Origin of the sequence: Natronosporangium hydrolyticum, assembly GCF_016925615.1 — a bacterium.
In the GTDB taxonomy this organism is placed as follows: domain Bacteria; phylum Actinomycetota; class Actinomycetes; order Mycobacteriales; family Micromonosporaceae; genus Natronosporangium; species Natronosporangium hydrolyticum.
In genome coordinates, this window is record NZ_CP070499.1 from 119,884 (window position 1) to 142,226 (window position 22,343).

Here is a 22,343-nt window from a genome sequence, read left to right on the forward strand (position 1 = left end):
CCGCCCAGGCCGCCGGTGCCGCCGCAGCCGGGCCGGCCGGCAGCTGCGCCGCCCGGGCCGCCGCCGCAGCAGCAGGCGCCGCCGCAGCAGCAGGCGCCGCCGGCTGGGCAGCACCCGTCGGCTCCGCCGCAGTACCAGCCGCCGCCACCGCACCAGCCGCATCCGGCGCAGCCTCCGTCACCGGCGGCGCAGCTGCCGGTGGTGGTGGATTACGCCACGGTGCGGCGGCTGCACCAGCAGGTCGCCGACGAGCTGGCCGAGCGGATGCGGACCGCCGGACCCGGCGCCGAGCAGGCGCTCGGCGAGCAGCTGGTCAGCAAGCATGTCAAGGCGTACGTGGACAGTGAGCGGCTGCGGGGGCAGTTCGTCAGCGACGCCGACGAGGCGGCGCTGGCCGACGCGGTCGCCGGTGAGCTGGTCGGGTTGGGCCGGTTGAAGGTGCTGCTGGCTGATCCGCTGGTCGAGAACATCCACATTCTCGGCTGTGACCGGGTCCGGGTGGAGCGCAGCGATGGCTCCATCGTGGAGGCGCCGCCGGTCGCCGACAGCGACGAGGAGTTGCTGCGGATGTTGCAGACCCTGGCGCGGCAGGGGCCGGGTACGGAACGCTCGCTGACCACCGCCAAGCCGTTGCTGGACCGGGAGCTGGTCGACGGCAGCCGGCTCGCCGCCGCCGACCTGATCACCCCGCGGCCGTACGCGGCGATCCGGCGGCACCGGTACCGCGACATCGGCTTGGAGCAGCTGGTGGAGCTGGGGACGCTGGACGAGTTGACCTGCAAGTTCCTCGCCGCCGCGGTAGACGCCCGCTGCAACATCATGATCGCCGGGCCGGCGGACGCGGGGAAGACCACCCTGCTGCGCGCGCTCGCCTCCCGGATCCCCAGCCACGAGGCGTACGTGGTGCTGGAGGAGTCGCGGGAGCTGGGGCTGCACCAGACCGGCCGGCACCCGTGGGCGATGAGCTTCGAGGCTCGGCAGGGGCACGGTGAACGCGGCGCCGACGGCCGGTATGACGGGCAGATCACCCTCGATGAGCTGATCGCCTTCGCGCTGCGGATGTCCGCGCCCCGGATCCTCGTCGGGGAGGTGCGCAGCCACGAGATCGTGGCGATGCTGAAGGCGATGCGGTCCAGCCTCGGGTCGATGTGCACCATCCACACCCGGTCGGCGAGCGCGGTGATGGACCGGATCGTGGAGCTGGCGCTCTCTCACGGCTCCGGGATGTCTGCGGAGCTGGCGCAGCGGATGGCGGCCGGCTCGCTCGACGTGATCGTCTACCTGACGCTGCGGGACGAGCGGCAGCGCGGCGGGGCGAAGCTGCGCTACGTCTCCAACATCTTGGAGGTGCACGACAGTTTCCACGCCGGGCATGTGGTCAGCACCGAGGTGTTCGGCTCCGGCCCGGACGGTCGGGCGATCCCGAAGCATCTGCCCGAGCGGCTCTTCGACCAGCTGCTGCTCGCCGGGTACGACGCCCGGGTGTTGGTGCCGTACATCGAGGCGAAGCGGGGCGCGTGGCGCTCCAGCGGGGCCCGGGTGGCGCCGCGATGATTCTGCTCGACGCGTACGTGGCGGTGCTGGCGGCGTTGGCCGTCGGCGGGGTCTTCCTGATCGTCGCCGGGCTCGCTGGTGGCCCGGCGCCGACCACGCCGTCGGACGCGCCGATCGTGGGCCGGGTGCGCCGGTTCTGGCGGGATCTGGGCGGCACCCCGGCGGAGCGGCGGACCCGGCAGGTGTTGCTGGTCGCCGCCGCAGTGGTGGCGGTGCTGGTGTTCGTGCTGACCGGGGTGCCGGCGGTGGCGCTGCTCGCGGGGGTGGCGGTGCCCGGGGTGCCGTGGCTGTGGGGCGTCGGGAAGCGGGAGCAGCGGGGGATCGAGCGGGCGGAGGCGCTGGGGGACTGGACCCGCCGCCTGAAAGACCAGCTCTCCACCGGCGCCGGGCTGATGTCGGCGATCGTCAACACCACCGAGGCGGCCCCGCCGATCATCGCCGAGGAGGTGGGGGCGCTCGCCGCCCGGCTGCGCACCGGGGCCGACCCGAAGCGGGCGCTGCACCGGTTCGCCGAAGAGCTGGACGATCCGATCGCCGAGCAGGTGGTGGCGGCGCTGTTGCTGCATCTGCAGGACCGCGGTGAGCATCTGGCGGACGTCCTGGCGGCGATCGCCGCCGACGCCGGCAAGCAGGTGTCGATCCGCCGGGAGGTGCACGCGAAGCGGACCCAGCCGCGGATCACGGTCCGGTTCATGACCGTCTTCGGGCTGGTCATCGCGGCGATCCTGGCCCGGGGAGAGCTGATCGAGGCGTACACCAGCGCCCGCGGTCAGCTGGTGCTGCTGGTGCTCGCCAGCGCCTTCGTGGCGACCCTGGTGTGGGTGCGCTCGTTGTCCCGGCCGCCGGCGCAGCCCCGGTTTCTGCGGCCACCGGAGGTGGCGTGATGGACTTCGTGCTCGTCGGGTCGTTGCTGGTGGGCGCGCTCGCCGCGGCCGGCGTCATGATCCTGGTCAACGAGTTGCTGCCGGCGACCCCGGCGTTGGGCCCGGCGCTCCGGCGACTGCACCCGGACCTGCCGGCGGTTACGAGCCGGAGCGTGGCCGCCCGGCGGCTGCTGCGCCGGGTGCCGGTGCCGCTGGAGAGCCTGGCGCTGCTGGGTTACACGCCTGGCCGCTACTTCCGGAACCTGCTCGGCGCGGCGATGTTCGGGTTGGCGGTGCCGGTGGTGATCGGGTTCATGCTGGCCACCTCGGGCCGGCAGCTGCCGGGGCCGGTGGTGGCGGCCGGGTTGGCGGGCAGCCTGGCGGTGGCGGCCTTCTTCGCGGTGTTGGCTCACGCCGACATCCAGTTCCGGGCGCGCAAGATCCGCCGGGAGTTCCGGCAGGTGGTGGCGGTCTACCTGTCGTTGGTGGCGATGGAGCGGGGGTCCGGACACGGCACTGTGGAGTCGCTGGAGCGGGCCGCCGAGGTGGGCGATGGTTGGGTGATCCGGCGGATCCGGGAGACGCTGCTGCGGGCGCGGGCCCATCACCGGCCGCCGTGGGATGAGCTGACCGGGTTGGGGCACGAGATCGGGGTGCCGGAGCTGAGCGACGTCGGTCAGATCATGCAGGCCGCCGGCCAGTCCGGGGCGCAGGTGAATCGGACCCTGCTGGAACGGGCCGAGTCGCTGCGGGATCAGATCCGCACCGACGCGCTCGCCAAGGCGGAGGCGACCACCGGCAAGCTGGAGATCCCCGGGGCGGTGCTGCTGTTCATCTTGGCCGCCTTTGTGATCTATCCGATCACCCAGCGTGTCTACATAGGTATTAGTTAGTCGATCGGAGTCCGCAATGTACCGCTTATCCAACCAGCTGGCGCACCGGGTGCGTACCGCGATCAGTCAGGGTGACCGTGGCGAGTTCGGGCCGATGGCCTACGCGATCATGGTCTCGGCGATGGTGCTGCTGGCGTTGGCGGTGGTGCTCTGGGGTGAGGGCATCGCCAACGAATTCATGGATCGGGTCCCCTCGGGCGGGGGTAGCTGACCATGTCCACGCGGGACCGCGGCGGCGGCGGCATCGAGATGGCGATCATCTTGCCGCTGCTGCTGTTCTGCGTCTTCGCCGTCGCCCATCTGGGCATGTACTACCTCGCCCAGCAGGCCGCGCTGTCGGTGGCGCAGGTGGCGGTCGAGGGGGAGCGGGGCTGGCTCGCCGAACCCGGCGCGGGCCAGCAGCGGGCGGAGAACTTCCTCGCCCAGTTGCCGGAGGTGCTGACCGGCACCCAGATCAGCGTGACCAACGACGGGGAGCAGGTGACCGCCACCGTCACCGCCGACACGGTGACGGTGATCCCGTGGCTGAACCACACCGTGAGCCAGACGGCGTCGGCCCCGGTGGAGCGGTTGACATGAGTCGGCAACGCGGTTCGGCGGCGCTGGAGATGGCGGTCATCATGCCGCTGTTCGTGGTGCTGTTCACGACCGCGGTGGTGCTCGGGCGTACCGGACACGCGATCAGCGCGGTGGAGATGGCCGCCTACGACGGGGCGCGGACCGCGTCGCTGGCCCGGGACGCCGGCACCGCGCAGGTGCAGGCACAGGCGACCGTCACCGAACGACTCTCCGACCGGGGGTACGCCTGCGTGGGTGGCCCGGAGGTGGTGGTGGACACCAGCGGCTTCGCCCAGGATGTCGGCGAGCCGGCATCGGTCACGGTCACCGTGACCTGCCGGGTCAGCTTCGCCGACATCGACCTGCTCGGGGTGCCCGCCGACCAGCGGATGTCCGCCAGCTTTACCTCGCCGCTCGACCAGTACCGGATCCGGGGGTGACCCAGATGAGCCTTGGCCGCCCCCGTGACCAGGGTCGGGTCAGCGTCTTCGTGGCCGCGGCGATGCCGATGATGCTGATTTTCATGGCATTGATGTGGGACGCCTCCGGCTACCTGCGGGCGCTGCACCGGGCCGACAACATCGCCAACGAGGCCGCCCGGGCCGCCGGTCAGGCCATCGACATTCCGCAGGCGGTGGCGGGAGAACAGATCATCGTCGATCCGGCGGCGGCCACGGTCGCCGCCGACGCGTACCTGTCCGACGCCGGGGTGACCGGTGACGTGGTGGTCAGTGAGGACGGACGACTCGTAACGGTCTCGGTGGCGGTGGGCTACGAACCACTGTTCCTGGGCCAGTTCGGGTTCGGTTCGTTCACCGCGGAGGGCACCGCTGACGGGCATCTGGTGGACGAGTAACGGAGGCGACCATGGTGGGGTACGGGCACCGGTCGAGTCGGCTGCTTCGGTGGCTGGTGGTGGGACCGGCGGCGATCGTCGGGCTGGCCGCGGTAGTGGTCGGCGGACCGCTGCTGCTGCTCTGGTTCGGCGGCAACCCGCTGCCGGGCGAGTGGCTCACGCTCAGCGAGTTCCTCACGCTGCTGACCGAGCCCGACGATGGGCAGTTGCTGGTGTGGGCGCTGACCGTGGTCGGCTGGGGCGCGTGGCTAGTGATCGCCGGGTCGCTGCTGCTGGAGCTGGCCGCCCAGCTCACCGGCCGGCAGACCCCGCAGCTGCCCGGCCTGTCCGGTCCACAACGGATCGCCAGCGTGCTGGTCGCCGGGGTGCTGGCGGCGCTGACCACCCCGGGCATCAGCCACGCCCAGGCGGCGCTCTTCGACGCCCCACCACCGGTGGCCGCCCCGCTGGTGCCGGGGCAGGCGGTCGGGACGCTGCACCCGGCCGGCGGGGTGGTGGTCACCGGTCAGGTGATGGCCAATCAGCCGGCGGCGGAGCCGGAGGTGATCAGCCAGGAGTCGACCGAGCTGATGCATGAGGTCGCCCGCGGCGACTACATGTGGCACATCGCCGGCCGGTATCTCGGAGACGAGCTGCGCTACCCGGAGATCGCCGACCTGAACCCGGGCTACGCCCAGCAGTACGCCAACTTCCCGGACCATATCCAGCCAGGTGACCAGCTGATCCTGCCGGAGGACGCGTACGACCGGGGGGAGCGGCGGCACGCCACCGGCGACCTGATCGGAGAGTCGGCCGACTCGCCAGCGTCGCCCGAGTCGCCGCCCGCCCCATCCTCGCCGGTGGAGCCGGAGCAGTCGGTGGCGCCGCCGGATCCTCCAGCGGACGATGCCGAGCCCTCGCCTCCAGCCCAGACCCCAGAGCAGGAGTCTCCCGAGGAGGCCGCGCCCCCCGAGCCCGAGCCGGAGCCGGAGCCCGAGCCCGAACCCGAGCCCGAGCCCGAGCCGGAGCCCGAGCCCGAGCCGGAGCCCCCGGCGCCGCCGGCCGACACCTCGCCGCCGCAGGAGGCGGCGCCCGCCCCGTACCCGCCACCGCCGCGGGTGGAGTCGCCCGGGCAGAGCCCGCAGGCCTCACCGACCGAGCAGTCGCCGGGCGGGCCGGTCGCTGGCGAACCCGCCGGTGACGACGAAGCCGGAGCCGCCATCGTCGGCCCGCTGCTCGCCGCCGGGGTGCTCGCATCGGTGCTGCTGGGTGCCCTGGTGCTGTACCGGTGGCGCAAGCTCGCGCACCGCCGGCACCGCCGGACGGTGACCGCCGCCGCCGACGGTCCGGCGGAGGCGGGGCTGCGGGCCGCCGCGATCGCCGACGTGGCCCGGCTGGACCGGGCGCTGCGGGTGCTCGCGGCCGGGCTGGCGGCCGGCGCCTCGCAGGCGCGGGAACGGTCAGAGCCACCGGGGCTGCCGGATGTCGGCGCGGTCTGGATCGGCGACGGCGAGATCCACCTGATCCTCGCCACCCCCTGCGAGTTGCCAGCGCCGGAGCCGTTCGGGGTCGGGGGGCCGGGCAGCTGGTTCCTGCCCGCCACCACCGAGCTGCCGACCGTTTCGGAGCCGGCCGCGCCGTTACCGGCGCTGGCCACGATCGGGTCGCTGCCCAGCCAGCACCTGCTGGTGGACCTGGAACGGATGGGGATGCTGACCGTCCGCGGCCCGGTCGAACGCGGCAGCGACCTGCTGCGCTACCTGGTCGCCGAGCTGATCCACAATCCGTGGTCGGAGGGGGCCGAGGTGACCCTGGCCGGGTTCTCGACCAGCTCTGCACAGGCCCTCGCTGAGCTGCGACCGGAGCGGGTGACAGTGGCGGAGTCGATCCCGGAGGCGGTGCACCGGCTGCGTCGTCGGCTGGCCCACAACTCGGAGGCGCTGGCCGGGCACGGGCTCGCCGACTCGGTGCAGGGCCGGCTCACCGACACCGCGGTGGACACCTGGGTGCCGCAGCTGCTGCTGATCGAGCAACCCGACCCGGAACACGACGAGCTGCTTACCTACCTGGAGGACGCGTTCACCGAGGTCGGACGCCGGTGCGGGGTGGCGGTGGTGGTGACCGCGCCGGCTACCGCGCCGTACGGGCGGCGCTCGATCACCATCACCAGCGACGGGCTGCTCAAGGCCGGATTCTTGCACGACGCCCACTCGATGCCCGCGGTCGCGCTGCCGGAACGGTTGCTGGGGCCGCTGGCGGAGCTGCTGCGCGACGCCGCCGACGGGCCGGACCATCCGATCCCGCCGGCCGCTGAGCCGTGGGCGGCCGGTGCGGACGCGACCGGCGGCTACCCAGCCGCTGAACCCGAACCCGAACCCGAAGCGGCAGCGGAACCGGCAGCGGGAACCGCAGCCGAACCCGGCGCCGGGAGCGAATCCGAATCCGAATCCGAAGTGGAAGCCGGAGCCGGAGCCGGAGTTCATGCTGAGACCCACGCCGAAGCCGCAGCCGCCGCCGCGCCGGTGGCGGTCGCCGAGCCGATAGCTCCCGGCCAGCCGGGGACTGCGCTGGTGGTGGTGCGCGACGTGCCCGGGCCGGTGGCGCCACCGCCCGAGCCAGTCGCGCCACCGCCGGGGGTGGTCCCGGCACCGCCGGGGCCAGTGGCTGGCGGCCGGCCGGCCGGGGCCGGCCCCACCGCCAGGGCGACTGCGGAGCCGCGGCCGATCAGTCGGGCCGAGCAGCCAGCGCCGCCGCCCGCACCCTCCGAGGCGCTGGTCGGCGACACTCCGCGGCATCTGCCCATGATCGTGCCGCGAAGCTCAGCCAGCGCCGGCCCGTCGAGCGCCGGGTCGCCGGGTCAGGCTGCACCGGCCTACCCGGCCGCGTCGGCGTCCGAACCCGACGCCACGCTCGACGTGGACCTGGCCGCGTGGCTGCGGGTGACCGCGTCCCAGCCGCCCCGGGTCTCGCTGTTGGGACCGGTACAGGTCGTCGGCCCCGGCCCGTCGCCCAGCCACCGGCTGCGGGTCTGCCAGGAGCTGATCGTCTACCTCGCCGCCGTCGGTGAACCGGGCGCCGACGCGGTGGAGATCGCCAGCCAGCTGTGGCCGAACCAGCAGGTCCGGCCCACCATCCGTACCGACGTGATCATGAACGTACGCCGGTGGTTGGGGAGCAGCCCGCAGGGGCAGCCGTGGTTGTCCGAGGCGGTACCGGATGGCCGCTACCGGCTGTTGACCGGCGTCCTGGTCGACTGGCACCTGTTCCGCCGGCTGCGGGCCCGGGGCGAGCGGCGTGGGGCCGCCGGCGTCGAGGACCTGCAGACGGCGCTGCGACTGGTCCGCGGCGAGCCGTTGGCCGACGCGGCCGACCTGGCGGGGGCCGGCGTCCGGGTGCCGTACAGCTGGCTGCCCGGCTCTCCGATCACCCCGGAGCTGATCCTCGCCGGGGTGGTGGACACCGCCCATCAGCTGGTCGAACACAGCCTCGCCACGGGCGACCTGGCGACCGCGCACTGGGCGATCCAGCAGGCGTGGCTCGCTGATCCGCGGCGGGCCGACGATCATCCGTGGCGGGATCTGCTGCGGATCCACCTCGCGGAGGGTGACGACGAGCAGCTCCGGACGGTCGTCACCGAACTGCTGCGGTGGCGCGAGATCGACCACCCGGATGACCTTGCCCCCGCCACCCGTGACCTGATCCGGTCGCTGCCGCCGTTCCAGCCGGCTGGCGCCGGCGATCGCCGCTGATCCGTGCCGGTCGCAGACCGGCCTGCCGAGGAGTAGCCGATGACCAACCCCACCCCGCCCGCGCCGCCGCCGGAGCAGCCAGGTAGCGCGGGAGACCCCGATCAGACCGCCACCCTGGAGCATGGGGTGGCGACCGATACGCAGGAGCAGCCCCGGGCAGATCCCCGCTACGTCGGCGGCGCCGCGGTGCCGAGTCAGCGGGCCCCGGAGCAGCTGCCGCCGATCGATCCGGAGGAGCTCGCCGGCCTCTACGACGTGGAGGAGCGCGCCGGCGCGGTCCGGCGGGTGTCACCGTTGCAGGACGATCCGAGCCGGATCATCGCCCGCTATCTCTTCCCGACCGAACGGTTCCGCGGTGAATGGCGGCGGCACTTGATTCACCTGTTGGCACCGATCGTGGCCGCGGTGGTCTCCTCCATCGGCCTTGGTCTGCTCGCCGGCTTCGTGGAGGCGGCCTCGCCGCCGGGCGTAGTGGCGATCGTGTCGTTGCTGGTACTGGCGTGGTTGGCGGTGCTGGGCTGGGTGGCGTGGCGGGTGGCCGACTGGCACTTCGACCGGTTCATCCTGACCAACAAGCGGGTGATGAAGGTCAGCGGCATCATCAGCCGGGATGTCGCGATGATGCCGCTGCTGCGGGTCACCGACATGAAGTACGAGCAGACGCCGCTGGGTCGGATCCTGAACTACGGCACCTTCGTGATCGAATCCGCCGGTCAGGATCAGGCGCTGCGGGAGGTGCCGCACCTGCCGAACCCGAACGAGCTCTACCTGCGGGTGGTGGAGGAGATGTACGAACCGGAGGCGGTCGAGGCCCGGATGACCCCCGACGGCGAGGAGGAAGAAGACGACAAGAAGCGCGGCGACGCCTGACCTTGGGCCGTTACCTGCCTGGGTATGTCCTGCTCGGTAGCTGTTACCGTCCGCAGCATGGAGGAGCGGGACCGGTACGACGGCGTCGCGCGGGCGTGGGTGGCCGAGGCGATCGGGAAGGTGGAGGCGGACGCGAACCGGTCGGCCGACACCCACCTGTTGCCCTTCCCGCTGCCGCCCGAGTGGGGCATCGAGCTCTACCTGAAGGACGAGTCGGTGCATCCCACCGGGTCGTTGAAGCACCGGCTGGCCCGGTCGCTCTTCCTCTACGCCCTGTGTAATGGCTGGGTGGGGCCGCAGACCACGATCGTGGAGGCGTCGTCCGGCTCGACCGCGGTCTCCGAGGCGTACTTCGCCCGGATGTTGGGTCTGCCGTTCGTGGCGGTGATGCCGGCGGCGACCTCACCCGAGAAGATCGAGCTGATCGAGTTCTACGGCGGCAAGTGTCATCTGGTCGCCGACCCTGCCGCGGTGGTGGTGGAGGCCCGCTGGCTCGCCGACGACCTGGGCGGCCACTTCATGGACCAGTTCACCTACGCCGAGCGGGCGACCGACTGGCGCGGCAACAACAACATCGCCGAGTCGATCTTCGAGCAGTTGGCGCTGGAGCGGCATCCGGTGCCGGCGTGGGTGGTGGTCGGCGCCGGGACCGGCGGCACCAGCGCCACCATCGGCCGGTACGTCCGGTTCCGGCGGCACCCCACCCGGATCTGCGTGGTGGACCCGGAACATTCAGCGTTCTACCCGGCGTGGGAGGCCGAGGACTGGACGGTCCGGACCGAGCGGGGCTCCCGGATCGAGGGGATCGGTCGGCAGCAGGTGGAGGCGTCGTTCCTGCCGTCGGTGGTGGACCGGATGGTGCGGGTGCCGGACGCGGCGTCGTTGGCGGCGATGCGGGCGGCGTCGCGGCTGCTGGGTCGGCGGGTCGGTGGCTCCACCGGCACCAACCTGTGGGGCGCCTTCGCGGTGATCGCGCAGCTGCGGCAGCAGGGGCAGACCGGCTCGGTGGTGACGCTGCTGTGTGACTCCGGTGAGCGTTATACCCACACCTACTTCGCCGACGACTGGGTACGCGACCACCACCTGGATCTGACGCCCTACCTCGACACGATCGACCGATTCCTCGTCACCGGTAGCTGGCAGCCGCCGAGCTAGCCGGCAATCTGGCACCTTTCTACCTGGCTTTGTAGAATGGTAGACATGGCGCTGAGCATCAAGAGTTCCGAGGCCGACCGGCTAGCGCGCGAACTCGCCGCCGCGACGGGTGAATCTCTGACCGCGGCCGTGGAGGCGGCGCTTCGAGAGCGGCTTGAGCGCGCCCGCGCCCGCAGTCGGGGAGCCCGGATCACGCGCCGCCTCGCGGCGCTCAGCAGCGAGACGCGCGCCTTGCCGGTGACAGACTCCCGTAGCCCGGAGGAGATCATCGGCTATGACGAGCATGGCCTTCCGTCGTGACCGGTGCGCCCCCAGCGCTGGTCGTCGATACCTCGGCGGTCGTGGCCATCATTGCCGGCGAGGCTGGCGCCGACTGGCTCAGCTCCATGCTCAGCGAGGCGGAGCGGGCAGTTATCCCGGCCGGAACCTACCTTGAGCTAGGGATGGTCCTGGAGGCGCGGTACTCGGTCGCGGCGACCGGGCTCGCCGCTCGGTTCGTCCGTGATGCGGAGATCGAGATCGTCGAGGTCACCGCTTCCGTGGCGGAGCGGGCATTGGAGGCGTGGCGCCGATACGGGAAGGGTCGTCGTCCGGCAAAGCTGAACTTCGGCGACTGTCTCGTCTATGGCACCGCGGCGGAGTTGCAGCTACCGATCCTCTGTACCGGCGAGGACTTCGCGCGTACCGAGGTCCCGGTGCTTCGGCCAACACCGTTGGCACCGCAATAGCGGGGCGAACGCCCGGCCGATCATAAGCGTGTAAGCGGACACGCTCGGTGTGTCTGCTTGCAAGCTCATGATCGGCCGGAATGGCCGGAATGGCCGGAATGGCCGGGCAGGCCGTGGGCGGCTAACCGGTCCAGCCCGAACCGGCGCAGCGTCCCCAACATCCGGTAATGCGGGTGCTCACCCAGCTCCGCGTCGACCATCGAGGCGTCCACCAGTCGGGCCAGCGCCGACGCCGGATCACCCGGCACGCCCAGCTCACTCGCCAGCCGCTCCGCGGTGGCCAGGTCGAACCCGTCCGGGAAGAGCGACAGTCGCCGGAACAGTCGCCGGGTCGGGTCGTCGAGCAGCTGGTACGACCAGTCGATGGAGTCCCGTAGCGTCCGGTGCCGGGGGTCGGGGCCGAGACCGGCGCCGTCGCGTTCAGCTGCTTCGCCGAAGAGGTCCAGCGCGCGGTCCAGTCGGGCGTGCAGGTCCGCCAGGCTCAACGTGGCGAGTCGGCCAGCGGCGAGCTCGATCGCCAGCGGGATGCCGTCGAGCCGCCGCACCGTGTCGCAGATCATCCGCAGCGCAGCCGGGTCAACCGCGAACCCGGGGCGGACCTGCCGGGCGCGGGTCAGGAACAGCGCCACCGACGGGACCTGCGACACCGCCGGGCCGCCTCGCTGGTCCGGCAACGGCAGCGGGGCCAGCCGAAACGGCCGCTCCTCGGCCAACCCCAGCCGCTCCCGACTAGTCACCAGCACGGTCAGCTGCGGGCACGTCGCGAGCAGCCGCCGGACCAGCTGCCGGACCGCCGGCAACAGATGCTCACCGTTGTCCACCACCAGCAGTTGCGGGCCGGCCCGCAGCAGCGCCCCGCTGGCGCCGAGCAGGTCGCCGGCGGTGTCGGCGAGCCCGAGCGCCGTCGCCAGCGCGTGCGGTACCGCCGCCGGGTCAAAGACGCCGGCGAGCGGCAGCACCTGGACCTGGTCGAGACGGTGTGCCACCGCCAGCGCCAGCCGGCTCTTGCCGACCCCGCCGGGGCCGACCAGCGTCACCAGTCGGGCTTCGCCGAGCAGTCGTTGTAGGGCGCTCGCCGCCGCCTCCCGGCCGATCAGCCGGTCTGCCGGGGTGGCAGCGGGGTCGGGTGGTGGTCCGGTGACTGGGCCGCTGGCGATCTGCCGTTCGAGCTGGCCCAACGCGGGCGACGGGTCGAGTCCACTCTGGTCGACGAGTCGGCGCCGGAACGCGTACCCCTCGCGTAGCGCGTCGCTGCGCCGGCCGGTGGCGGCGAGCGCGCGCATCAGCAACCGCACCAGCGGCTCCCGGAGCGGTTCGGCGGCGAGCGCCTCCCGCGCCAGCCCCACCGCCTGCGCGGCGTGGCCCGACCGCAGGGCCCGGTCGAGATATTCAGCTTCGACTTCGAGGCGCAGCTCGGCCAGGGTCACCGCCCAGGCCAGCAGCGGCGCCACCGTGCCGGTGTCGGCGAGCACCGGGCCGCGCCACAGCTGCCGGGCCTCGGTCAGCAGCTGGTAGCCGCGCGCCGGATCTGCGGTCTGCCTGGCCTGCCGCAGTAGGTCGCGGACTCGATCGAGGTCCAGCTCCCCCGGCAGCAGCACCAGCCGGTAGCCATCGTGGGTGTTCTCCAACCGGGTCGCCGCCGGGCCGAGGTGCTGGCGCAGTCTGCGGATGTGGCTGTGCAGGCTGGCGCGGGCGGGTTCGGCCGGCTCGGCGGGCCAGAGCCACTCCAACAGGTCGGCGACGGCGACCACCCGGCTCTCGGCCTTGGCCAGCAGCGCCAGCAGCGCCCGGCGCTTGCGGCCGGGCACGTCCACCGGGGCGCCAGCCACGATCAGTCGTAGCGGCCCGAGCACCTCGACGCCGACGCTGACCGAGTCGGCGGCCGCAGCCCTGCGCACCCTCCCATCGTGGCACGTCAGCGCGGTGTCAGACAGGTGCGAGTAGCCGGATCGACGCTTGATGGGAGACATCCGCGGCGAACTAGACCGCGGCGGCGGAAGGGGTGGCGAGACATGCGTACGGCAGACGAGATCCGGAAGATTTTCATCAGCGCGGTGGCGACCGGCGATGTCGCGGAGCTGGTCAGCCTGTACCAGCCGGACGCCGTGCTGGAGGCGCCCGAGGGCCGGTACGAGGGCTCAGCCGAGATCGAAGCCTACTTCGAGGCTCAGCTGACACCCTTCGACGCCGCCCTGCAGCTGGTGGCGACCTATGACCACCGGGAGGTGGCGATCACCGAGTGGGTGTTGGAGATGACCCATGTCCGGCCGATCGAACTCCCCACCGGCGAGGCGTTGCCGGCGACCGGGCGTCACCTGCGCCAGCGCGGGGTGGATGTCGCGGAGCTGGCCGACGGCCAGTTCCGTTACCACCGGGTCTACTACGACCAGCGTGAGCTCTTGGAACAGCTGGGGCTGATCGAGACTGTGGAGGTGTGAGGGGATGTCGAGCCAGCTGCGGGCGGTGGTGCCAGCGACCGTTGACGAGGATGGGTTGGCGGCGGCGCTCCGGGCCAACCTGCACGGTGAGGTGATCGACCGGGCCCATCCGGAGTACGACCGGGCGCGGCAGGTGTGGAACGGGCTGATCGACCGCTACCCGGCGGTGATCGCCCGCTGCACCGGCGCCGCCGATGTGGTGGCGGCGGTCGGTGCGGCCCGGGAGTTCCATCCACCGGTGAGCATCCGGGGCGGGGGCCACCAGATCGCCGGCAGCGCGGTCTGCGACAACGGGCTGGTGATCGACCTGTCGCCGATGAAAGGGGTCGCGGTCGATCCGATCGGGCACACGCTGCGCGCCGGTGGCGGCGTCACCTGGGGGGAGCTGGATCGGGAGGCGCAGCTGTTCGGGTTGGCCACCACCGGTGGCGAGGTGTCGACCACCGGGATCGCCGGCTTCACCCTCGGCGGCGGCATGGGGCTGTTGATGCGCGCGTACGGGTTGGCCTGCGACAACCTTCGGTCGGCCGAGATCGTCACGGCGGACGGGATGGTCCGCACCGCCAGCCGGCAGGAGCATCAGGACCTGTTCTGGGCGCTCCGCGGCGGGGGCCGCGGCCTGGGGGTGGTGACCGGCCTGGAGTACGACCTGCACCCGTTGGGGCCGCAGGTGGCGACCGCGCAGGTGTTCTACCCGTACGAGGCGGCGGCGCAGTTGCTGCGGGGCTGGTCCGATGTGGTCCGCGCGCTGCCGGAGACGATCACGCCGCAGCTGGCGTTGTGGAGTGTCCCGCCGGACCCGGCGCTCCCGGCCGAGCTGCACTGGCAGCGCGCGGTGATGGTGGCCGGCATCTCGGCCGGTCCGGCCGAGTCCGGCGCGGCGACGCTGGCGCCGCTGCGGGAGCTAGCGGAGCCGTTGCTGGACCTCAGCGGCTTGACGTCCTACCTGGAGATTCAGTCCGCCGTCGACCCGCTCTTCCCGGCCGGTGGCCGGTACTACATGAAGTCGCACTTCATGGCCGACCTGCCCGAGCCGGCGATCGAGGCGATGCTGGCGCAGGACGCGCGGCGCCCCACGCCGGAGTCGCTGATCGTGATCCGGAGCATGGGCGGAGCGGTGGCGCGGGTCGGCGCCGACGAGACCGCGTTCCCGCACCGGTCGGAGCCGTTCAACGTGAGCATCGACGCCGGCTGGGTCGACCCGGCGCTGGACGCCACCGCGGTGGGGTGGGCACGGGACACCTGGCGGGCGCTGGTGCAGTACGCCAGCGGCGGAGTGTATGTGAACTTCTCGGGGTTCGGCGAGGAGGCCGACGAGCTGCGGGACGCGGTCTTCGGCGGCAACCAGCGCCGGCTGGCCGAGGTACGGGCCGCGTACGACCCGGCGGGCCTGTTCGACGCGGCGTCGCGCCGGCCCTGACCCGGCCGCCTGCCCCGCGACTCGACCTCGACTCGACCTTGGGCTGGTGATCAACTTCCCGGGAGCTGTACGACACGCGGCGTGTCGTACAGCTCCCGGGAAGTTGACCTTGGGGCGGCTTCGCTGGTGGCGAAGCGGGCTTGCTCCGGACGCGTACCGCTGCCAGGGTCGGCGGCATGGTGACCCAGGTCGCGGTGCTCTCAGACATCCACGGTGTGCTGCCCGCCCTAGAGGCGGTGCTGGCCGAGCCGGCCGTCCAAGCCGCCGACGAGATCATCCTGACCGGCGACATCGCCGCCGGGCCGCAGCCGGTGGCGACCCTGGACCTGCTCACCTCGCTCGGGGCCCGGGCGACCTGGGTGCGGGGCAACGCCGACCGGGAGCTGGTCGAGTTTGCCCGGGGCGCCACCCGGCGCGCCCCGGACCGGGTGTCGCCGTGGGCGGCCAAGCAGCTGCGAGCGGACCAGGTCGCACTGCTCGCCGCCCTGCCGACCGCCGTCGAGCGGGTGCTTCCCGGCCTCGGTCGGACCGTCTTCTGTCACGCCACTCCCCGCGACGACGAAGAGGTGGTCCTCGTCGACAGTGCGCTGGACCGCTGGGCCGAAGTCTTCGGCACCCTCGACGAGGGCGTGAAGACAGTTGTCTGTGGACACAGTCACATGCCGTTTCTGCGGCTCGCCCACGGCCGGACGGTGATCAACCCCGGCAGCGTGGGGATGCCGTACGGTGGGGCGGGCGCCCACTGGGCCCTGCTCGGTGGCGACTGTCGAGTGTCGCTGCGCCGTACCGCTCTGGACCTGGACGCGGTCTGCGCCCGGATCGCCGCCGAGTCTGGCTATCCGAGGGCGGCTGAGTTCGCCGACACCTATGTCCGGTCCCGCTTCTCCGATGCGGATGCGATCACTGCATTCGGCCCGCGGGATGGCCGCGGCGCGGGTCAAACTCCTGAGTAGAGGCGGGTCAGATCGATCAACTCGACCCGGTCGTCTGCGGTTGCCCGCTCTATCAGCGGTGCCGTGAAACCAGCCCCGCTGAACAACATCAGCCGGGCCTGTGCGGCGTCGAACCCGCGCGCTGCGGCGAGTTCCAGCGCAGTTGTCAGCCGGTCAAGGTGGCCAAGTTCCAGCTCGGTGCCCCACTTTGCTTCGCCGAGCGCCAGCAGCCGCTTTCGCTGCTCGCCATCGGCCCGGACCGCCACAACATCGATCTCCATGCTGCTTCGGGTCTTCGGCTCATTGAGCACCCCTGGTCGCACCCAGGTTGGGCGGGCGCCCAGGGTGGTTGCCGCGCAGTGGTGACTGACCCAGCTGCGAGCCAGGTGTTCGAAGTGCGGCCCAAGCACCAGACTGCGAAACCGGCTGCGGTTGTCCGCCCAGACCGTTGCGGCGGCCCCGGGCCGCTCCAGCCGTCCCCACTCGGGGCGCATGATGGCGTGGTAGAAGGTCACCACCGGCTCGGCGATCCGAAAGGTGGTCCGAGCCGGGTGGAAGGCGTCGGGGACACGGACGATGAAGCCGACATCTTCCAGCATGGTCAACGGATGGGAGAGCGTGTCGGCGGCGCGGCCGATGTAGCTGGCGATCCGGCCCCGGGTGGTGTTGCCTTCGGCGATCGCGGCCAGCACCGAGTAGTACAGCGCCCGGTCCCGCAGATCCGGTTCCTCCGCGAGTAGATAGCGTGCTTCTTTGAACAGCGGGCTGGCTGGGTCGAGCACAGTCCGGGTGAGCCAACTGTCGAAGTCGGCGATTCCGGTGGGTGCGTCGTCGCGGACGAACTCGCGCCGGTAGGCGGGGGTGCCGCCGACGACCGCGTGCAGCTGCACCGCGAGCCGTTCGTCGTCGGCGCCCCAGAACCGGGCAGCCGTCCGGTAGTCGAACGGCGCGACCGTCAGGTCGAGGCTGGCGCGGCCGCGGAGCGGGGCCGAGCCAGCCAGCAGCGAACCCATGAAGGAGACCGCAGAGCCGCAGAGCAACAGCCGGGTGCGGGACTCATGCCGCGCCGAGCGGCGAGGGCCGAATGCCCGCTGCACGATAGAGGGCAGTGCTGGCGTGGCCCGGCACAGGTACGGGAACTCGTCGATCACCACCGGGGTCGGACCCTCGCTGCCCAACGAGAGCAGCGAGTCGATAGCGGTCTCCCAGTCTGGATATGTGATCGGGTGCGGGGAACGGAGGAAGGCACCGACCTCCTCACCGAGGCGACGAAGCGACTCGCGTTCGGTGGCCTCGGTGGCGGCGAAGTAGAAGCCGCCGGCCGCCTCGCAGAGCGACTCCAACAGGAACGACTTGCCCTGCCGCCGGCGCCCCGAGACGACACCTAAGGTCGCGCCGGCGCCGGTGTCGGCTACGTACCGCGAAAGCGCCGACCACTCGTACTCGCGGTCGAACATATCCGCAGGTCGAGCCAGCTCCTCAGGCATGGAAGTATGGTACCGGGTACTGTACTTCCATCGCCTAGTCGCGGTTGGCGAGGCCCGGGTAGTGGCGGACGTAGCCCTCCTCGTCCAGTTCCAACTCGGCGGTGAAGCTGGCCGAGGAGTAGCGGACCCGGCCGCCGCCGAGGGCGGTGTAGGTCTGCTCAGCGGCGACCACCGCCAACGACGGGACCACCACCCACGCCACGGTCAGCCGGTGTTCGGTGCCGGCCGGTGCGCTCAGCAGACCCAGCCGGCGGACCGGCAAGGTGTTGAAGAGCGGCGCCCCACCCAGGTCCACATCGGCCGCCTCGGCGAGCCGGTCCGGGTCCTCCGCCCCGGGCAGCTCCGGGCGGGGCCGGCCGGCGGCGGTCAGCGCGCGGCCCAGGTCGCCCTGCTCGGAGGTGGTCACCCGCCACTCGCCCGGCTTGCGCTCCAACCGGACCCGGCGCTGCCAACCCGCGCCCTCCGCGGTGACCTCCAGCCGGCCGGTGCCCCACTGCGGGTCGGTGGCCAGCTCGTACCGGCAGGTGTACGGCAGCGGGGCGGCCGCGAGCGCCACCCCCGTGGCCCGCAGCCCCGATCGGTCGTCGATCAGGGCGTGGTCGGCGCCGGCGGTGTCGGTGCGGCGCCAGAACAGTGACTTCGGGAAGGTCGGCATGTCCGGACGTTACCGCGTCGGCGGGTCACTCCCGCGGTGGCGGCGGAAACGGCGGCGGCGGTTCCGGTGGTGGCGGTTCGGGTGGTGGCGGGCCCGGCGGCGGTTCGGGCGACGGCACTGGTGGGCCCGGCTCCGGCGGCGGAGTGGGCGGCACCGGCGGGCCCGGCGTCGGCTCCGGGGCGGGCGGCGTCGGTGGCGTCGGCGCCGGTGGTGGCTGCGCCGGCTCCGGCGGGGCCATGGGGTCGGGCGGGCCGGGTGGGTCGATCATCTCTCCACCGTGCCACACCCACCGGCCGGTCAGCCCGATCTGGACCAGAAGTCTTCGGCGAGGGCCAGGAACGCGTCGTTCTCGTCCGGGGTGCCGATGGTGACCCGGACCCCGTCCCCGGCGAACGGTCGCACCAGCACACCGCCGTCGGCGCAGGCCGCCGCGAACGGCGCCGCCTGCTCGCCCAGCGGCAGCCACACGAAGTTGGACTGCGAGGCCGGGACGGCCGGGTAGAACTTGCGGACCGCCTCGAAAACCCGGGTGCGTTCGGAGATGACGAGTTCGCACCGGCGGCGCATCTCGCCGGTGGCGGCGAGCGCCGCCAGCGCCGCCGCCTGCGCCGCCGCGCTGGTGGAGAACGGGGTGAGCACCTTGCGCACCGCGTCGGCGACCGCCGGGGCGCCGATCAGGAAACCGACCCGCATCCCGGCCAGGCCCCAGGCTTTGGAGAGGGTCCGCAGGATCACCACGTTCGGGCGGTCGCCGAAGGCGGCGAGCCCGTCGGGCACCTCCGGGTCGGTGACGAACTCCCGGTACGCCTCGTCCAGGACTACCAGCACATCCTCGCCGACCGCCGCGAGGAACTCGTCCAGCTCCTCCCGGCGTACCGAGGTGCCGGTGGGGTTGTTCGGGTTGCAGACCAGGACCAGTTTGGTGCGGTCAGTGATCGCGGCCGCCATCGCCGCCAGGTCGTGGCCGTGCTCGGCGGTGTTCGGCACCCGGACGCTGGTGGCGCCGGCGCCGGCGGCGATGATCGGGTACGCCTCGAAGGACCGCCACGAGTAGACCACCTCGTCCCCCGGCAGGCAGGTCGCCTTGACCAGATGCTCGGCGAGCGCGACCGAGCCGCAGCCGGTGGCGACCCGGGCGGGCTCGACGCCGTAGCGGGCGGCGAGCGTCTCCCGCAGCTCGACCACGCCCATGTCGGGGTAACGGTGGGAGTTCGCCGCCGCCTGGGTGATCGCCTCCACCACGCCGGGCAGTGGCCCGTAGGGCACCTCGTTGCTGGCCAGCTTGATCGCACCGGGGGCGCTGCGGCCGGGGATGTAGCTCGGTAGGTCGGCCAGGTCAGGACGGGTCAGCGGGCTCATCGGTGGTCTCCTCGGCGGTGCGCTGGGGGCGATCCGGGTCCGGCGACGGATGGTCGGGGCCCGTTGCGATCGAGACTACGGCGGTGTAGGCCGACTTGTCGTGCAAGGTCTGGTGCGCGGGCCGGTCGAACAGCCCCCAGCCGGCGTCGATCAGCTGGAGCAGGAAGCCGATCCCGAAGCACCACCACAGCAGCACCGGTAGCCCCATCGGGTTCCAGCGGCGGAACGAGCGGCCGAAGCTGATCTGCTGGTCCTGCTCCAGCGCCACCACTTTGATCTTGAGGAGGCGCTTGCCCGGGGTCTGGCCGCTGTTGGCGACCGCCGGCACCTCGTAGGCGAACCAGAGCGCCGCCGCCAGCAGCAGGATCACCAGCTGCAGGTAGCCGGCCTGATCGCTGACGGCCGGCAGGTTGCTCAGCTCCTCACCGGCGAGGCTGCGTCGCCAGGCCTCCGAGACGACCGGTGAGATCTCCTGCCAGTACTGGTAGACGAACCAGCCGTTGACGATCACGTTGAGCCCCAGCACGATCCCGATGTCGACCAGCCGGGCGGTGAACCGGGCACCGAGGGTGGCGACCGGGTAGCCGTGCGGCCGGGACGGCACCGGCGGCCGGGCCGCCCCGCGCGGGCCGCGGGGCTGGCCGGGGCGACCCTTGGGCTCCTTGTCCGCGGAGCGGTCGCTGGGTCGCTCGGGGGCGGCCTTCGACGGCTCGCCGAACGCCGGACGCTCCGTCGAACCGGCCAGGCCCGGCACCTCCGGTAGCGGCGGGGCGGGCTCTACCGCTTCGCTCTCCGCTGGCGGGGGGCCCTCCGGCGGGGTCTGGTCGGCCGGCAGCGACGCGCCGATCCAGCCTTCGCCGTCCCACCACCGCTGGGTGCCGGGGTCGGCCGGGTCCTTGTACCACCCTGGGGGGAGGCTCACCGCTGCTCCTCGCTCACGCGGGCATCCTACGGGCCGGCGGTACGCGGCCCGGGTGGGCCCGGGTCGGGTACCGCCGGCCGGCCCGGCTCACAGGTTGCCGCGGCGCTCCTGCTCCCGTTCGATCGCCTCGAAGAGCGCCTTGAAGTTGCCCTTGCCGAAGCCCATCGACCCGTGTCGCTCGATCAGCTCGAAGAAGACCGTCGGTCGGTCCTGCATCGGCTTGGTGAAGATCTGCAGCAGGTAGCCGTCCTCGTCCCGGTCGACCAGGACCCCGCGGGACTTCAGCTCCTCGATCGGCACCCGCACCTGCCCGATCCGGGCGCGCAGCTCCGGGTCGTCGTAGTACGAGGCGGGGGTTGCCAGGAACTCCACCCCGGCCGCGCGCATCGCGTCCACGCTGGTGAGGATGTCGCCGGTGGCCAGGGCGATGTGCTGTGGCCCAGGGCCGCCGTAGAACTGGAGGTACTCGTCGATCTGCGACTTCTTCTTGCCGACCGCCGGCTCGTTCAGTGGGAACTTGACCTTCCGGGTGCCGTTGGCGACCACCTTGCTCATCAGCGCCGAGTATTCGGTGGCGATGTCGTCCCCGACGAACTCGGCCATGTTGGTGAAGCCCATCACCCGCTGGTAGAAGGCGACCCACTCATCCATCTGACCCAGTTCGACGTTGCCCACGACGTGGTCGATCGCCTGGAAGAACCGCTTCGGCTGGGCGCCGGATTCGATCAGCGGGGTCCGGTCCACGATCGGCGCGCGGGCGGCGAAACCGGGCAGGAACGGCCCGGTGTAGCCGGACCGGTCGATCAGCGTGTGCCGGGTGTCGCCGTAGGTGGCGATCGCCGCGGTGCGGACGGTGCCGTGGTCATCGGCGATATCGTGCGGCTCGACCAGGCCGGCGGCGCCCTGCGCCACCGCGTGCCGGTACGCCGCGTCCACGTCCGGGACGTCGAGCGCGATGTCGTTGACTCCGTCGCCGTGTCGGGCGTGGTGGGCGGCGGCGTCGGTGTCGCCGTGTACCGATCCGGTGATCACGAACCGGGCGCGACCGGAGGTGAGCACATACTCGGCGTGGTCGGGGTAGCCCTGCTCCGGTCCCCGGTAGGCGAAGCAGCTCATCCCGAAGGCGGTGGAGTAGTAGTGGGCGGCCTGCTTGGCGTTGCCCACCACGAACCGTAGGTGGTCGACGCCGTTTACCGGGAACGGATCGTCCGAGATGTCGTGCGGCACCGCACCGATCAGATCGTCGATCTCGGCGCCGTCGGCGTTGTCACGGATCAGCTGGGTCATGGCCACCTCGCATCGTCTTCGTCGACTCTTCCCGGTAGCATCCGGAACCAATCCGGGGGTGTGCAACTGGCCGGCGAAACGCTGGTCAGGTTGTGCAGATCGCCCGGTGGTCGCCGGCTCCTCACTGACAAGTTGCCTATACTTCCCGCCATGGACCGGTTGGATGCGCAGCTGCTGGAGCTGCTGGCGGCAGAACCCCGGATCGGCGTCCTGGAGTGTTCCCGGCGGCTGCGGGTGGCCCGCGGCACCGTGCAGGCGCGGCTGGACAAGCTGCAGGCCCGCGGTGTGATCCGCAGCTTCGGTCCGGAGCTCGACCCGGCCGCGCTCGGGTTCACGGTCACCGCGTTCGTGACCCTGGAGATCCGGCAGAGCAGCGGGCACGACGCGGTCGCCGCCCACCTGGCGGAGATTCCGGAGGTGCTGGAGGCGCACACGATCACCGGCTCCGGCGATCTGCTGTGCCGGATCGTCGCCCGGTCCAACGCGGACCTGCAACGAGTCATCGATCAGCTCGTCGCCTACCAGGGGATTGTGCGGGCGGTAACCAACATCGCACTCGCCGAACAGATCCGGTACCGGGTTCTGCCGCTGGTGGGTTCGGTCGCGGCGACCGATGTGGGGTGATCACGTGCCGCAGA

23 protein-coding genes are annotated in these 22,343 nt (G+C 72.0%); 16 read left to right on the forward strand and 7 right to left on the reverse strand.

The features are described 5' to 3' along the window. Positions 1 to 15 precede the first annotated feature (15 nt). Genes JQS43_RS00565 through JQS43_RS00620 form a run of 12 tightly spaced genes read left to right on the forward strand, consistent with a single transcriptional unit; the run spans position 16 to position 11,205 of the window. On the forward strand, positions 16 to 1,554 hold the full coding sequence (locus JQS43_RS00565) for a TadA family conjugal transfer-associated ATPase (RefSeq protein ID WP_420847725.1): 1,539 nt from the start codon (positions 16 to 18) through the stop codon (positions 1,552 to 1,554). Beyond that, on the forward strand, positions 1,518 to 2,438 hold the full coding sequence (locus JQS43_RS00570; protein WP_239677087.1) for a type II secretion system F family protein: 921 nt from the start codon (positions 1,518 to 1,520) through the stop codon (positions 2,436 to 2,438). Before JQS43_RS00565 ends, JQS43_RS00570 begins: the two co-directional genes overlap by 37 nt. Further along, positions 2,435 to 3,310, forward strand: coding sequence for a type II secretion system F family protein (locus tag JQS43_RS00575; RefSeq protein WP_239677088.1), 876 nt, complete (start codon positions 2,435 to 2,437; stop codon positions 3,308 to 3,310). Before JQS43_RS00570 ends, JQS43_RS00575 begins: the two co-directional genes overlap by 4 nt. Positions 3,311 to 3,326: 16 nt before the next feature. Next, positions 3,327 to 3,521 carry a hypothetical protein gene (locus JQS43_RS00580; RefSeq protein ID WP_239677089.1) on the forward strand — a complete coding sequence of 65 codons (195 nt, stop codon included), beginning with the start codon at positions 3,327 to 3,329 and terminating at the stop codon, positions 3,519 to 3,521. A gap of 2 nt (positions 3,522 to 3,523) precedes the next feature. After that, positions 3,524 to 3,889: a TadE family protein gene (locus JQS43_RS00585; protein WP_239677090.1), complete on the forward strand. Its 366-nt coding sequence runs from the start codon at positions 3,524 to 3,526 to the stop codon at positions 3,887 to 3,889. Then, positions 3,886 to 4,308 carry a TadE/TadG family type IV pilus assembly protein gene (locus JQS43_RS00590; RefSeq protein ID WP_239677091.1) on the forward strand — a complete coding sequence of 141 codons (423 nt, stop codon included), beginning with the start codon at positions 3,886 to 3,888 and terminating at the stop codon, positions 4,306 to 4,308. The genes JQS43_RS00585 and JQS43_RS00590 overlap by 4 nt, the downstream gene beginning before the upstream one ends. Positions 4,309 to 4,313: 5 nt before the next feature. Then, positions 4,314 to 4,724 carry a pilus assembly protein TadG-related protein gene (locus tag JQS43_RS00595; RefSeq protein ID WP_239677092.1) on the forward strand — a complete coding sequence of 137 codons (411 nt, stop codon included), beginning with the start codon at positions 4,314 to 4,316 and terminating at the stop codon, positions 4,722 to 4,724. 11 nt (positions 4,725 to 4,735) lie between these two features. Next, positions 4,736 to 8,452: a LysM peptidoglycan-binding domain-containing protein gene (locus JQS43_RS00600; RefSeq protein ID WP_239677093.1), complete on the forward strand. Its 3,717-nt coding sequence runs from the start codon at positions 4,736 to 4,738 to the stop codon at positions 8,450 to 8,452. 39 nt (positions 8,453 to 8,491) lie between these two features. Then, positions 8,492 to 9,322 (forward strand): PH domain-containing protein, encoded by an 831-nt coding sequence (locus JQS43_RS00605; RefSeq protein WP_239677094.1) that lies wholly within the window; start codon positions 8,492 to 8,494, stop codon positions 9,320 to 9,322. A 57-nt stretch (positions 9,323 to 9,379) separates the two neighbouring features. Next, positions 9,380 to 10,477, forward strand: coding sequence for an L-cysteine desulfhydrase Cds1 (cds1, locus tag JQS43_RS00610; protein ID WP_239677095.1), 1,098 nt, complete (start codon positions 9,380 to 9,382; stop codon positions 10,475 to 10,477). A 45-nt stretch (positions 10,478 to 10,522) separates the two neighbouring features. Then, a complete protein-coding gene (locus tag JQS43_RS00615; RefSeq protein ID WP_239677096.1) occupies positions 10,523 to 10,777 on the forward strand; it encodes a type II toxin-antitoxin system VapB family antitoxin in 255 nt (84 codons plus the stop codon). Next, positions 10,774 to 11,205, forward strand: a complete 432-nt coding sequence (locus JQS43_RS00620) for a type II toxin-antitoxin system VapC family toxin (RefSeq protein ID WP_239677097.1) — start codon at positions 10,774 to 10,776, stop codon at positions 11,203 to 11,205. The genes JQS43_RS00615 and JQS43_RS00620 overlap by 4 nt, the downstream gene beginning before the upstream one ends. 65 nt (positions 11,206 to 11,270) lie before the next feature. On the opposite strand, the gene JQS43_RS00625 is transcribed toward JQS43_RS00620, so the two are convergent. Continuing rightward, complete coding sequence (locus tag JQS43_RS00625) at positions 11,271 to 13,103, reverse strand: AfsR/SARP family transcriptional regulator (RefSeq protein ID WP_239677098.1); 1,833 nt, start codon at positions 13,101 to 13,103, stop codon at positions 11,271 to 11,273. Between the two features lie 114 nt (positions 13,104 to 13,217). On the opposite strand from JQS43_RS00625, the gene JQS43_RS00630 reads away from it, so the two are divergent. From JQS43_RS00630 to JQS43_RS00640, 3 genes are all read left to right on the forward strand, one after another. Continuing rightward, on the forward strand, positions 13,218 to 13,643 hold the full coding sequence (locus JQS43_RS00630) for a nuclear transport factor 2 family protein (protein ID WP_239677099.1): 426 nt from the start codon (positions 13,218 to 13,220) through the stop codon (positions 13,641 to 13,643). A gap of 4 nt (positions 13,644 to 13,647) precedes the next feature. Next, a complete protein-coding gene (locus tag JQS43_RS00635; protein WP_239677100.1) occupies positions 13,648 to 15,063 on the forward strand; it encodes an FAD-binding oxidoreductase in 1,416 nt (471 codons plus the stop codon). A 176-nt stretch (positions 15,064 to 15,239) separates the two neighbouring features. Further along, positions 15,240 to 16,016: a metallophosphoesterase family protein gene (locus JQS43_RS00640; RefSeq protein ID WP_239677101.1), complete on the forward strand. Its 777-nt coding sequence runs from the start codon at positions 15,240 to 15,242 to the stop codon at positions 16,014 to 16,016. Here JQS43_RS00640 and JQS43_RS00645 read toward each other — a convergent pair. The 6 genes from JQS43_RS00645 to hppD all read right to left on the reverse strand — a co-directional run bounded on the left by JQS43_RS00645 (position 16,001) and on the right by hppD (position 21,705). Further along, a complete protein-coding gene (locus JQS43_RS00645; RefSeq protein WP_239677102.1) occupies positions 16,001 to 17,482 on the reverse strand; it encodes an AAA family ATPase in 1,482 nt (493 codons plus the stop codon). The two genes, JQS43_RS00640 and JQS43_RS00645, sit on opposite strands and share 16 nt — an antisense overlap. A gap of 34 nt (positions 17,483 to 17,516) precedes the next feature. Continuing rightward, entirely contained in the window at positions 17,517 to 18,137 is a 621-nt protein-coding gene (locus JQS43_RS00650; RefSeq protein WP_239677103.1) for a putative glycolipid-binding domain-containing protein, read from the reverse strand. Between the two features lie 25 nt (positions 18,138 to 18,162). Then, positions 18,163 to 18,405, reverse strand: a complete 243-nt coding sequence (locus tag JQS43_RS00655; RefSeq protein ID WP_239677104.1) for a hypothetical protein — start codon at positions 18,403 to 18,405, stop codon at positions 18,163 to 18,165. A gap of 29 nt (positions 18,406 to 18,434) precedes the next feature. Then, positions 18,435 to 19,496 (reverse strand): histidinol-phosphate transaminase, encoded by a 1,062-nt coding sequence (gene hisC / locus JQS43_RS00660; protein WP_239677105.1) that lies wholly within the window; start codon positions 19,494 to 19,496, stop codon positions 18,435 to 18,437. Next, positions 19,474 to 20,418 (reverse strand): RDD family protein, encoded by a 945-nt coding sequence (locus tag JQS43_RS00665; RefSeq protein ID WP_239677106.1) that lies wholly within the window; start codon positions 20,416 to 20,418, stop codon positions 19,474 to 19,476. Before JQS43_RS00665 ends, hisC begins: the two co-directional genes overlap by 23 nt. A gap of 87 nt (positions 20,419 to 20,505) precedes the next feature. After that, a complete protein-coding gene (gene hppD, locus JQS43_RS00670; protein WP_239677107.1) occupies positions 20,506 to 21,705 on the reverse strand; it encodes a 4-hydroxyphenylpyruvate dioxygenase in 1,200 nt (399 codons plus the stop codon). A gap of 150 nt (positions 21,706 to 21,855) precedes the next feature. Here hppD and JQS43_RS00675 point away from each other — a divergent pair, with 150 nt between their 5' ends. Beyond that, complete coding sequence (locus tag JQS43_RS00675; RefSeq protein ID WP_239677108.1) at positions 21,856 to 22,329, forward strand: Lrp/AsnC family transcriptional regulator; 474 nt, start codon at positions 21,856 to 21,858, stop codon at positions 22,327 to 22,329. Positions 22,330 to 22,343: the final 14 nt, after the last annotated feature.